General features: G+C 70.4%; 11 protein-coding genes. 8 read left to right on the top strand and 3 right to left on the bottom strand.

From position 1 onward, the window contains the following. Positions 1 to 4: 4 nt before the first annotated feature. The 3 genes from V2S05_RS00425 to rarD are packed head-to-tail and all read right to left on the bottom strand — an operon-like array spanning position 5 to position 5,337. Entirely contained in the window at positions 5 to 808 is an 804-nt protein-coding gene (locus V2S05_RS00425) for an alpha/beta fold hydrolase (RefSeq protein WP_413633292.1), read from the bottom strand. Positions 809 to 828: 20 nt separating this feature from the next. Next, complete coding sequence (gene mfd, locus V2S05_RS00420; RefSeq protein WP_413633290.1) at positions 829 to 4,371, bottom strand: transcription-repair coupling factor; 3,543 nt, start codon at positions 4,369 to 4,371, stop codon at positions 829 to 831. Positions 4,372 to 4,380: 9 nt separating this feature from the next. After that, positions 4,381 to 5,337 carry an EamA family transporter RarD gene (gene rarD, locus V2S05_RS00415; protein ID WP_413633288.1) on the bottom strand — a complete coding sequence of 319 codons (957 nt, stop codon included), beginning with the start codon at positions 5,335 to 5,337 and terminating at the stop codon, positions 4,381 to 4,383. 81 nt (positions 5,338 to 5,418) lie between these two features. Between rarD and V2S05_RS00410 the strand changes: the two genes are divergently transcribed. The 8 genes from V2S05_RS00410 (at position 5,419) to V2S05_RS00375 (ending at position 12,443) form a co-directional block, all read left to right on the top strand. After that, complete coding sequence (locus V2S05_RS00410) at positions 5,419 to 5,982, top strand: GNAT family N-acetyltransferase (protein WP_413633286.1); 564 nt, start codon at positions 5,419 to 5,421, stop codon at positions 5,980 to 5,982. A 39-nt stretch (positions 5,983 to 6,021) separates the two neighbouring features. Continuing rightward, complete coding sequence (locus V2S05_RS00405; RefSeq protein WP_413633284.1) at positions 6,022 to 6,885, top strand: Fpg/Nei family DNA glycosylase; 864 nt, start codon at positions 6,022 to 6,024, stop codon at positions 6,883 to 6,885. A 245-nt stretch (positions 6,886 to 7,130) separates the two neighbouring features. Continuing rightward, positions 7,131 to 8,171 (top strand): bifunctional diaminohydroxyphosphoribosylaminopyrimidine deaminase/5-amino-6-(5-phosphoribosylamino)uracil reductase RibD, encoded by a 1,041-nt coding sequence (ribD, locus tag V2S05_RS00400; protein WP_413633282.1) that lies wholly within the window; start codon positions 7,131 to 7,133, stop codon positions 8,169 to 8,171. After that, positions 8,171 to 8,818 carry a riboflavin synthase gene (locus V2S05_RS00395; protein WP_413633280.1) on the top strand — a complete coding sequence of 216 codons (648 nt, stop codon included), beginning with the start codon at positions 8,171 to 8,173 and terminating at the stop codon, positions 8,816 to 8,818. The genes ribD and V2S05_RS00395 overlap by 1 nt, the downstream gene beginning before the upstream one ends. After that, a complete protein-coding gene (gene ribA / locus V2S05_RS00390; RefSeq protein ID WP_271638266.1) occupies positions 8,815 to 10,083 on the top strand; it encodes a GTP cyclohydrolase II in 1,269 nt (422 codons plus the stop codon). The genes V2S05_RS00395 and ribA overlap by 4 nt, the downstream gene beginning before the upstream one ends. Beyond that, positions 10,080 to 10,556, top strand: a complete 477-nt coding sequence (gene ribH, locus V2S05_RS00385; RefSeq protein WP_413633279.1) for a 6,7-dimethyl-8-ribityllumazine synthase — start codon at positions 10,080 to 10,082, stop codon at positions 10,554 to 10,556. The genes ribA and ribH overlap by 4 nt, the downstream gene beginning before the upstream one ends. Positions 10,557 to 10,573: 17 nt before the next feature. Further along, a complete protein-coding gene (locus V2S05_RS00380; protein ID WP_413633278.1) occupies positions 10,574 to 10,930 on the top strand; it encodes a Fe-S protein in 357 nt (118 codons plus the stop codon). Positions 10,931 to 10,988: 58 nt separating this feature from the next. After that, entirely contained in the window at positions 10,989 to 12,443 is a 1,455-nt protein-coding gene (locus V2S05_RS00375; protein WP_413633276.1) for an MFS transporter, read from the top strand. Positions 12,444 to 12,460: the final 17 nt, after the last annotated feature.

Below are 12,460 nucleotides of genomic sequence, written 5' to 3'. Positions count from 1 at the left end.
GGGGTCAGCACCGCATGCCCTCGAGCACCGCGAGCAGCGCATCGCTCGTCGGCTGAGGGGCATCGAGCATCACCACATGCCCGGCCCCGCGGATGGCATGCTCCCGCACGCCCTTGTGCGCGGCCCAGCGCGGCATCGCCGTGGCGATGTTGCCCGTGCGATCGGCTGCACCGCGGATGAGGCCCAGCGGCACAGGGGTGCGGTATCCGGCATCCGGATCCACGAACGAGACGGTGGCTCGCCAGACATCGATGAACATCCGCTTCGGCATCCGCGCGAAGACCCGCTCGATCCCGTCGACCACCTCCGCATGCACGGCCGAGGCCTGCGCCATCATGCGCGGCAGCCGAGAGGCCGGGATCACGGCCAGCGTCGGCGCCGCGAGGCGCAGCCCGAACCGCTCCATGGCGCTCAGCGGTCCGGCGTTCCATGTGGAGCCGATGACGACGAGACCCGCGACCCGATCCGGATGCCGCTTCGCGAACTCTTGAGCGAGATTTCCGCCCAGTGAGTGCCCGATCAGAATCGCCCGGTCGACGCCGCAGGCGTCGAGCAGCGCCGCGAGGTCGTCGAGCGCGTCGGTCGCGCTGAAGCGTGTGCCGGGCGCGAGGGCTGACTCGCCGTGGCCGCGCATGTCCCACAGGATCACCCGGTCACCGGCATTCCGGATCGCCTCGGCCTGCGGCAGGAACGATGTGTGATCCATGCCGGCGCCGTGGGTGAGCACCACCGGCACGCCCGTCCCGCCCGTATCGTGGAACCGCAGGCGCGCCCCTGGCTGTTCGAGTGTCCGATCGAGTGCCGCCATGCCTCGAACCTACCCGCGGATCAGACGCCCGCAGCCTCGGTCTCCGCCTTCGCCGGCTCGGGGAACATCGCGGTGAAGAGGTTGCCGACCCATTCGATGAGATCGGAGTCGGTGGGCATCGGCACGACCAGCGCCTCTCCCCCGCCGACCAGCTTCGCCTTCGGATACAGCCGCTGCAGGCGCACCTTCATCGAATCCTCGAACCGGGCGGGAGCGATGCGCAGGTTCGAGCCCATCGCGACGACGTCCGACAGCCCCGCCCGCGCGGCGCGTCGGCGCAGACGCGCCACCTTCACCAGCGTGGTCACCTCGTCGGGGAACGCGCCATAGCGGTCGACGAGCTCCTCGACCACGAGGTCGATCGCGTCGTCCGCGGCCGACACGGTCGCCGCCGACGACAGCTTCTGGTAGGCCTCCAGCCGCAACCGCTCGCTGTCGATGTAGTGCTCGGGGATGCGGGCATCCACCGGAAGCTCGAGGCGCAGCTCGACCTCGGAGTTCGTGTCCTCGCCGCGGAAGGTCGCCACGGCCTCGCCGATCATGCGCAGATAGAGGTCGAAGCCGACCCCGGCGATGTGACCGGCCTGCTCGGCGCCGAGCAGATTGCCCGCGCCGCGCAGCTCGAGATCCTTCAGCGCCACCTGCATGCCCGAGCCGAGGTCGTTGTTCACGGCGATGGTCTGCAGCCGGTCGGCGGCGGTCTCGCTGAGCGGCTTCATGTCGTCGTAGAGGAAGTAGGCGTACGCCCGTTCGCGGCCGCGACCGACGCGCCCGCGCAGCTGGTGCAGCTGCGACAGGCCGTACTTGTCGGCGCGATCGATGATGATCGTGTTGGCGTTCGAGATGTCGAGCCCGGTCTCGATGATGGTCGTCGAGACGAGCACGTCGTACTTGCGCTCCCAGAAGTCGTCGACGACCTGCTCGAGCTGGTGCTCGCCCATCTTGCCGTGCGCCACGGCGATGCGCGCCTCGGGCACGAGCTCGGCGAGCTCGGACGCGACGCGCTGGATCGACTGCACGCGGTTGTGCACGAAGAACACCTGCCCCTCACGCAGGATCTCGCGGCGGATCGCCGCGGCGATCTGCTTGTCACTGCGCGGACCGACGAACGACAGGATCGGATGCCTGTCCTCCGGCGGCGTCTGCAGAGTCGACATCTCCCGGATGCCCGTGACCGCCATCTCGAGAGTGCGCGGGATGGGCGTGGCGCTCATGGCGAGGATGTCGACGTTCGTCTTCAGCTTCTTCAGCGCGTCCTTGTGCTCGACCCCGAAGCGCTGCTCCTCGTCGATGATCATCAGGCCGAGGTCCTTGAAGATGACCTGGTCGGTGAGGATGCGGTGCGTGCCGATGACCATGTCGATCGAACCGTCGACGAGGCCCTGCAGAGTGAGCCGCGCCTCTTTGTCGGTCTGGAACCGGGACAGCGGCCGCACCTTCACAGGGAATCCGGCGAACCGCTCGGTGAACGTCTCGAGGTGCTGCTTCACGAGCAGCGTCGTCGGCACGAGCATGGCGACCTGCTTGCCCTCCTGGATCGCCTTGAACGCGGCGCGCACGGCGACCTCGGTCTTGCCGAAGCCGACATCGCCGGAAAGCAGCCGGTCCATCGGGATCGGGCGCTCCATGTCGGCCTTGATCTCTTCGATCGTCTGCAGCTGGTCGGGGGTCTCGGCGAACGGGAACGCCTCTTCCAACTCGCGCTGCCAGGGCGTGTCCGGCCCGAACGCGTGACCCTTCGAGCTCATCCGCGCAGAGTAGAGCTTCACGAGCTCTACGGCGATGTCGCGCACGGCCCGGCGCGCCTTCCCCTTGGCCGCCGCCCAGTCGCTGCCGCCCATCTTCGACAGCGTCGGGGCGTCACCGCCGACGTACTTCGAGAGCATGTCGAGCTGGTCGGTCGGCACGAAGAGCTTGTCGCCGGGGTACCCCCGCTTCGAAGGCGCGTACTCGAGCACCAGGTACTCGCGGGTGGTCTTCACCGCGTTGCGCCCGCCCGACGACACCTCGCGCTTGGTCATCTCGACGAAGCGCCCGATGCCGTGCGTGGAGTGCACGACGAAGTCGCCCTGCTTCAGCTGCAGCGGGTCTACGACGTTGCGGCGACGCGACGCGAGCTTCTTGACCATGCGCTGGTCGCCGCCGATGGTGCGACCGTAGAACTCGTTGTCGGTGAGCACCGCGATCCGGGCATCCGGCACCTGGAAACCCGACTCGACGGACCCGGCGACCAGCGTCGCCACCCCACCCTCCGGCTCGTCGATGAGGCGGTCGACGATGCGCGCGGCGAGGCCGCGGTCGCTGAGCACGTCGCGTGCCCGCTCGACCAGTCCCTGCCCCGACGAGATGACGACGACACGCCAGCCCTCGCCGAGCCGCGCCTCGACGAACGCGATCGCGCCGTCGACGTTTCCGTGGAACGACGGGATGATCGAGGCGTCGAGGTTCTCGGCCGCTTCGTCGTCGACCGCGAACGGAGTGACACGCCACCACACGCCGTCTCGCCCGTGCACGATCTCGCGCATGCGCGCGAGGCTGAGGAAGTCGCCCGCGCCGAGGTCGATCGGAGCGGATGCCCCGGAGGTCGCCGCGCTCCACGCCGCGTCGAGGAACTCGCGGTTCGTCTCGCCGAGGTTCTGCGCGCGCGAGCTGGCGCGCTCGGGATCGACGACCGCTGCCGCCGAGCCCTCGGGCAGGTACTCGGCGAGCGTCACCAGAGGGCCGGCCACGACCGGCAGCAGCGATTCCATGCCCTCGACAGGGATGCCCTGAGACATCTTCTCGAGCATCGCCGACATCGCCGGGAAGCGGCCCACCAGCTCACCCGCGCGCTCGCGGACCTCGGCGGTGAGCAGCAGCTCTCGACTCGCCGCCAGGGAGACGGACTCGACTTCTCCGGGCAGGGAGCGCTGATCGGCGACCGAGAAGGCGCGGATCTGGTCGACCTCGTCGCCGAAGAACTCCACCCGCAGCGGGTGGTCGGCGGTGGGCGGGAAGACGTCGAGGATGCCGCCGCGCACCGCGAACTCACCGCGACGCGAGACCATGTCGACGCGGGAGTAGGCGCGCTCGACGAGCTGCTCGACCGCGTCCTCGAGCTCGATGCCCCGCCCGCCGACGCGCAGCTCGAGCGGCGCCGCGTCGCCCAGGTTGGCGGCCAGCGGCTGCAGGGCGGCGCGCACCGAGGCGATGACGACGAGCGGCTTCTCGCCCGTCCAGGTCACGATGCGGCGCAGTGTGTCCAGCCGCCTGCCGACCGTATCGGGGCTGGGACTCAGCCGCTCGTGCGGCAGGGTCTCCCACGCGGGGAAGGTGAGGATCTCGGCGTCGTCGAGATAGGCGGCGAGCGCCGCCGCGACCGATTCGGCCCGACGGCCGGTGGGGGTGACGACGAGGGCGGATGCCGGTCTGCCGGTCGATGCGCGCTTGCGCAGCAGCCCCGCGATGATGGGGGCGTCGAGCCCGTCGACCGCCGAGATCTCAGCGTCGGTCTGCGCCCAGGTGAGGGCGTCGCGGTACAGGTTCGCCTCTTCCAAGGCGCGCAGAATCCCCGGAACAGTCACCGGACGATTCTAGTCGCGACGGTCAGTGTCGGGCTCGCCGACGCCGGGCGCACCGGGATCGCTCGGCAGCGGCAGGTCGGCGCGCCCTCGACGGCTGCGCCGCGTGCCGCGGAAGCCCTCGACCGCCAGCACCGCGAGGGCGACGGCGAGGATGACGTAGACGAGGGCATCCGCACCCTGCATCCGCTCGCCCAGCAGCAGCGCGACGCCCACCAGCAGCACGGGCTCGACGTAGCTGAGCAGTCCGAAGACCGGCAGCGGCAGCAGCGTCGCCGCGGCGAGATACAGCGACATCGCCGCCGCGCTGGCCAGTCCGATGCCGACCAGGCCCGACAGCTCGGCGGCCGAGATCACGCCGGGCGTCGCGGTGACGAGGAAGATCACCGCCAGCGGCACCATCAGCAGCGATTCGGCGCCGAACACGATCGGCCCGTCGAGACCGAAGCGCTGGCGCACCACGAAGTAGACGGTGTACGGCAGGCAGATCGCGAGCGTCACCCACGACAGCTGCGGGGTGGCGGCGACCTTCACCGCGACGGCGACCGCCGCGAGCGCGACCACGAGCCACTGCATCCGGCTCACCCGCGCGCCCAGCAGGAAGCGTCCGCCGAGCACGAGGCAGATCGGCAGCAGCAGGTACCCGAGAGAGGTGTCGAGGGCATGCCCATGCATGGGCGCCCACATGAAGAGCCAGAGCTGGAAGCCGATGATCGCCGCGAGGCCGATCAGCAGCAACGGCATCCACCAGCGCGCACGCAGCCGTCGGCCCAGCAGACTCAGCTGCTCGCGGGCGAGCGGATGCAGCAGGGCGAGCCCATAGCAGGCGAAGGTCACGAGGATCCGCCAGGCGAAGACGACCTCGGCGGACGAGCTCAGCACCCCCGCGAGCAGGAAGATGACCCCGAACAGCACCGAGGCGAGCACCGACGCGAGCACGCCGCGCGGCGATGTGTGCTGCACCGCCACGTCCGCCTCCTTCTGGCGCCTGACATCCGGCGCACCGCGTTCCAGGATATCGACGCCTCGCCGTGCGGATAACGTTGCCGGATGGAACCCGTCTCCCTGCGCACCCAGCGGCTCGTGCTCAGCATCCCGACCGAAGCGGACATCGACGCGATCACCGCCGCCTGTCAGGACCCGGAGGTGCCCCGCTGGACCACGGTGCCCAGTCCGTACACCCGGCAGCACGCGACCGACTTCGTCGAGCTCGTGGCGGCGTGGTGGGCGGATCGCGCGGAGACCGTGTGGGCGATCCGCAAGGACGGCGTGCTGGCCGGAATGATCGGCCTGCACCGGATCACCGATCACCCGCATGGCGGAGAGGCGGAGATCGGGTTCTGGGGCGTCGCCGCGTTCCGCGGGCAGGGAGTCATGGTCGAAGCCGCGCGGGCCGTGATCGACTTCGCCTTCGACGAGCTGGGCCTCGCGCGGCTCAGCTGGCGCGCGGTAGCGGGCAACATCCCGTCAGCCCGCACGGCGCGCTCGCTCGGCTTCCGCTATGAGGGCACGCTGCGCCAAGGGCTGACGAGCCCGCGCGGGCGGGATGACGGCTGGGTCGCCGGGCTCCTGGCATCCGACGACCGCGCACCGGTCGCATGGCCGGTGCTGTGAACCGCCCTCGACCCCCTGCGCCCGTGACAGGATGACGGCATGCCCGAGATGCCGGAGGTGCAGGGACTGGTCGACTTCCTCGCCGCACGTGCGGCGGGGCGCACCGTCACGCGCGTCAGCGTGGCGGCTATCGCCGCGCTGAAGACCTTCGATCCGCCGGTCACGGCGCTGCAGGATGCCCGGATCACGGGCGTCACGCGGCACGGCAAGTTCATCGACCTGAGCCTCGGCGACGACCTGCATCTCGTGTTCCACCTCGCGAAGGCCGGCTGGCTGCGCTGGTACGAGGAGCTGCCGACGACGCCCATCAAGCCGGGCCGCAGCCCGATCGCCGTGCGGGTGGCACTCGACGACGGCAGCGGATTCGACCTCACGGAGGCGGGCACGAAGAAGTCGCTCGCCGTCTACGTCGCCCGTCACCCGAACGACGTGCCCGGCATCGCCCGGCTCGGCCCCGACCCGCTCGACCCCACCTTCACGCGGGATGCGTTCGCCGCGCTGCTCGCGGGTCGCCGCACCCAGATCAAGGGGCTGCTGCGCGACCAGGGTCTGATCGCGGGCATCGGCAACGCGTACAGCGACGAGATCCTGCACGCGGCGAAGATGTCTCCGTACGCACCGGCGGCGAACCTCGACGACGCCGAGATCGACCGGCTGTACGACGCGATGCAGCAGACGCTCCGCGAGGCGATCGACGAGGCGGCGGGCAAGCCGCCCGCCGATCTGAAGGACGCCAAGCGGCGCGGCATGCAGGTGCACGCCCGCCGCGGCGAGACGTGCCCGGTGTGCGGCGACACGGTGCGCAGCGTGTTCTTCGCCGACCGGTCGCTCGAGTACTGCCCCACCTGCCAGACCGGCGGCAAGGTGCTCGCCGACCGCCGGCTCTCGCGACTGCTGAAATGACGACGGTGTGACGAGGAATGAATCGTCACCGAGCACGTTGACTAGACTCTGAGCATCAACGTGCTCCGGGGTCGGTGTGAATCCGAACCGGCGGTGACAGTCCGCGAACGCCTGGCGACAGGCGCCGATCCGGTGGAACTCCGGAACCGACGGTGATGCGGGCATCCGCTCGTTAGTCCGGAAGAGAGGCAGCACGTGGCGTACGCGTGCGCTGCAGACCCCGGGAACCCAGAGAAGGATGACCGATGGCAGTGACCGAGGCCGAACGCGACGCCATGCGTCGCGCGCTCGCGCTCGCCTCGAAGGGCCCACGCGGCCTCAACCCGCAGGTGGGCGCCGTCATCCTCTCCCCCGCCGGTGACGTGCTGGCCGAGGGCTGGCACCGCGGCGCCGGCACCGCGCACGCCGAGGTCGACGCGCTCTCGCAGCTCGGGCCGGGAGAGGCATCCGGCGCGACCGCCGTCGTCACGCTCGAGCCGTGCAACCACACCGGGCGCACCGGCCCGTGCGCGCAGGCGCTGATCGATGCGGGCATCGCACGCGTCGTGTACGCGACGGGCGACCCGGGCGACGTCTCCAGCGGCGGCGCGGATCGGCTCCGCGCGGCGGGCGTCGAGGTCGTCGCGGGCGAGCAGGCGGATGCCTCCCGCCGCCTCATCGGCGACTGGCTGACTGTGCAGCAGCTGGGCCGCCCGCACGTCACGGTGAAGTGGGCGCAGAGTCTGGACGGCAGGGCCGCGGCATCCGACGGCACCAGCCAGTGGATCACCGGGCCCGACGCCCGCACCGACGTGCACCGGCGCCGAGCCGATGCCGACGCGATCGTCGTCGGCACCGGGACCGTGCTCGCCGACGATCCCGCGCTCACCGCGCGCGACGGAGACTCCCTGTACCCGCACCAGCCGATCCCCGTCGTGATCGGCTCGCGCCCCACGCCGGCCGATGCCGCCGTGCACCGGCATCCGCGCACCCCGCTGTTCTACGACACGCGAGACCTGACCGCGGTGCTCGCCGACCTCCGCGACCGCGGCGTGCAGCGCGTCTTCGTCGAAGGCGGACCGACGCTGGCGAGCGCGTTCATCGCCGCGGGCTTCGGTGACACCGTACTCGCCTACATCGCCCCGGTGCTGCTGGGCGGCGAGCGCCTCGCGCTCACCGACATCGGCGTCGCCTCGATCGGTGACGCCCTGCGCCTGCAGATCGAGCAGTGGATGCCGCTCGGCCCCGATCTGCTCGCCATCGCACACCCCGCGACGGAATCCGCCGCGGGAGAGGAAGGAAGCTGATGTTCACCGGAATCATCGAGGAGATCGGCGAGATCGCCACGATCTCGGCATCGGGCGACGGGTGGCGGCTCACCGTGCACGCCCCGAAGGCGGCGGCGGATGCCGTGCACGGCGAGTCCATCGCCGTCAGCGGGGTCTGCCTGACCGTCGTCGACTCGACCGAGACGACGTTCGACGCCGACGTCATGAAGCAGACGCTCGACGTGTCGGCGCTCGGCGCCGTGCAGGTCGGCTCGCGCGTGAACATCGAGAAGGCGATGCCCGTCGGCGCACGCCTGGGCGGACACATCGTGCAGGGTCACGTCGACGGCGTCGGCACCGTGCTCGAGGTCAGGCCCGGAGCCGAGTGGCGGGTGCTGCGCATCAGCCTGCCCACGGCGCTCGCACCGCTCGTGGTCGACAAGGGCTCGATCAGCGTCGCCGGCACGTCGCTCACCGTGAGCGCTGTAAGCGGGCCTTCGACAGGCTCCGTGACCCGGAGCGACGAGCACTGGTTCGAGGTCTCCCTCATCCCTGAGACGCTCGAGGCGACAACCCTCGGTGCTCTCGAGCCCGGCGACGTCGTCAACCTCGAGACCGACATCCTCGCTCGTCACGTGGAGCGCCTGCTCGCGTTCCGCTCCGACCCGGAAGGAGGCTCGCGATGAGCCTTTCGCCCATCTCCGACGCCCTCGACGCGCTGCGCGCCGGCAAGCCGATCATCGTCGCCGACGACGAGAACCGCGAGAACGAGGGCGACATCATCATCTCCGCCGAGCTCGCGACGGCCGAGACGATGGCCTGGATGGTGCGCTGGACCTCGGGTCTGATCTGCGCCCCGATGCCCGCCGATCTCGCCGACCACCTGAACCTGCCGCCCATGGTCGAAACCAACGAGGACGCCCGCACCACGGCCTACACCGTCAGCGTCGACGCCGCCGAGGGCGTCACGACGGGCATCAGCGCCCGCGACCGCGCGCTGACGCTCAATGTGCTGGCGAATCCGGCATCCGTCCCGACCAGCCTCATCCGTCCCGGCCACATCCTGCCGCTGCGCGCGGTCGACGGCGGCGTGCGCGAGCGCGGCGGGCACACCGAGGCGGCCGTCGAGCTGATGCGCCTCGCGGGCCTGCAGCCGGTCGGCGCGATCGCCGAGGTCGTCGCCGACGACGGCAGCATGATGCGCCTGCCGGCGCTGCTCGAGCTCGGCGTACGAGAGGGAGTGCCGGTCATCACCATCGAGCAGCTCATCGCGCACCTGAACGAGATCGACCCGCGCGACGAGGCCGACTGCCTCGCCCGTCGCTCCGGGCGGCGAGTCAGCCTGCGCGCCGACGCCAACGTGCCGACCGATCACGGCACCTTCCGCTTCCTCGCCTACAAGGACCGCATCAGCGGCACCGACCACATCGCCGTCGTGTCAGGCACGCCCGGCGAGACGGCACTGGTGCGGGTGCACTCGGAGTGCCTCACCGGCGAGGCATTCGGCTCGCAGAAGTGCGAGTGCGGGCCCCAGCTGCAGGCGGCCCTGGACCGCATCGGTGAGGAGGGCGGTGTCGTCATCTACATGCGCGGCCACGAGGGCCGGGGCATCGGGCTGATCAACAAGCTGCGCGCATATGCGCTGCAGGAGGAGGGTCTCGACACAGTCGACGCCAACCTCGCGCTCGGGCTGCCCGCCGACGCGCGCGAGTACGCCGCCGCCGCCGGCATCCTCACCGATCTGGGCGTGTCGAAGGTGCGTCTGCTCACCAACAACACCGACAAAGTCGAGAAGCTGCAGGCGCTCGGCCTCGATGTCGTCGAGCAGGTGCCGCTGATCGTCGGCGTGGGCCCCAACAACCACCAGTACCTCGAGACCAAGCGCGATCGCATGGGTCACATCATCGGCGCGGACGAGCTCGCCCGTGCCCTCGGAAAGGACGACGCATGAGCGGCGCAGGAGCACCCACCCCGAACACCCCGATCGATGGCAGCGGTCTGCGCGTCGTCGTGATCGCGGGGACCTGGCACGAGACGATCTCGAACGGCCTCATCGCCGGCGCGCAGCGCGTGCTCGACGAGGCGGGAGCCGCGCACACGCTGGTGCGCGTGCCCGGATCGTTCGAGCTGGCCGTCGCCGCTCAGGCGGCTTTCGCCGGCGGGGCGGATGCCGTGGTCGCGCTCGGCGTGATCATCCGCGGCGGGACGCCGCACTTCGAGTATGTGTCGTCGGCCACCACCGATGGGCTCAGCCGGGTGGCGCTGGATGCCGGAAAGCCGGTCGGGTTCGGTGTGCTCACCCTCGACGACGAGCGGCAGGGCCTCGACCGTGCCGGACTCGCGGGCTCGAAGGAGGACAAGGGCGCCGAGGCCGCGGACGCGGCGCTGCGCACCGCCCTCGTCGTGCGCGCGCTGCGCGGCTGACCCGCTAGCCTGGGGTCATGGAGACCCTGCGCCACATCGTCGTGTTCGTTCACCTCATCGGCTTCGCCGTGCTGTTCGGAGCCTGGGCGGTGCAGGCGTTCGGCGGCAAGCGCGAGATCATCAAGCTGATGCACATCGGCGTCACGATCGCCGCCGTCGCGGGGCTCGCGCTCGCGGCCCCGTGGGGTCTGCCCGACGGCGCCGAGATGAACTACGCCAAGATCGGCACGAAGCTCGTCGTGCTGCTGATCATCGGCGCGTTCCTCGGCATCGGCCAGGCCCGCCAGCGCAAGAGCGGCCAGGTGCCGTCGGCCCTGTTCTGGGGCATCGGCGTGCTGACCGCGGTGAACGCGGGCATCGCCGTCATCTGGTGACCCGGGGGCCCGCCGGGCCCATAGACTCCTCGAGGTTCTGCCACCGGAGGAGCAACACATGACAACGACCACCGCCCCGGCCAACCCGCGCTCGCGGGTCATCCTGGCCAGCCTCGTCGGCACGACGATCGAGTTCTACGACTTCTACGTCTACGCGACGGCGGCGGTTCTCGTCTTCCCCGTGCTCTTCTTCCCGACCGGCAACGACACCACCTCGCTGCTCGCCTCGTTCGGCGTGTTCGGTGCGGCGATGATCGCCCGCCCGATCGGCGCCGTGGTCTTCGGGCACTTCGGTGACAAGTTCGGCCGCAAGGCGACCCTGGTCGCCTCGCTGCTCACGATGGGCATCGCGACGTTCCTCATCGGCCTGCTGCCGACCTTCCAGCAGATCAACTGGTGGGCGGCGCTGCTGCTGCTGATCCTGCGCCTCGCGCAGGGCTTCGCACTCGGCGGCGAGTGGTCGGGCGCGGCGCTGGTCGCTACCGAGAACGCTCCCGCGGGCAAGCGCGCCTGGTACGGATCGTTCCCTCAGCTCGGCGCACCACTCGGCTTCATCATCGCGAACGGCATCTTCCTCGGCATCAACGCCCTGCTGCCGCATGAGACCGACGCTGCGCTGAAGTCCGAGGCGTTCCTCAGCTGGGGCTGGCGCGTGCCGTTCCTGTTCTCGGCCGTCATGGTGATCATCGGCCTGTGGGTGCGTCTCAAGCTCGTCGAGTCCGAGACCTTCACCCGCGCGGCCGACACCGGGCGCATCCGCAAGCTGCCGCTCGCGACGGTGTTCCGCCACCACTGGAAGCAGCTGATCCTCGGCACGTTCATCATGCTCGCGACCTACGTGCTGTTCTACCTGATGACGAACTTCACGCTCGCCTACGGCACGAAGGCCGGCTCGCTCGAGGTGGCGTCGGCCGCCGCACAGCAGGCCGCCGACGCGGCCGGCAAGCCGTTCGACGCGTCGGCCTTCGCGGCCCAGTTCTACCCGGGGCTCGGCTTCGGCTACACCCAGTTCGTGATCATGCAGATCGTGGGCGTGGTGTTCTTCGGCATCTTCACCCTGCTCTCCGGCCCGTGGGCCGACCGGTTCGGGCGACGCCGGCTGCTGCTGTGGGTGACCGGCGCGATCATCGTGTTCGGGCTCACCTTCAACCTGTTCCTCATGCCGCAGGACGACCCGGCGCTCACCACGGCCGTCGTGCAGGGCTTCCTGATCCTCGGCTTCCTGCTGATGGGCGCCACCTTCGGCCCGATGGGCGCGCTGCTGCCCGAGCTGTTCCCCACGAACGTGCGGTACTCGGGCTCAGCGATCGCGTACAACGTGTCGTCGATCCTCGGCGCGGCCGTCGCCCCGCTGATCGCCGTCGAGCTGTGGCGCCTCGGCGACGGCTCGCCCTGGCTGGTCGGCATCTACCTGTCGGCCATGGCCGTGCTGACGTTCATCGCACTGTGGCTGTCGCCCGAGACGAAGGACCACGACTACGAGGCAGACCTGGGCGTCGCCGCCCAGGTCTGACACCGCCGGCATCCCCC

This window comes from Microbacterium sp. OR16 (assembly GCF_047306725.1).
Lineage (GTDB): Bacteria > Actinomycetota > Actinomycetes > Actinomycetales > Microbacteriaceae > Microbacterium.
The sequence above is the reverse complement of the archived record's forward strand: the minus strand, read 5'-3'. Positions and strand labels throughout refer to the sequence as shown.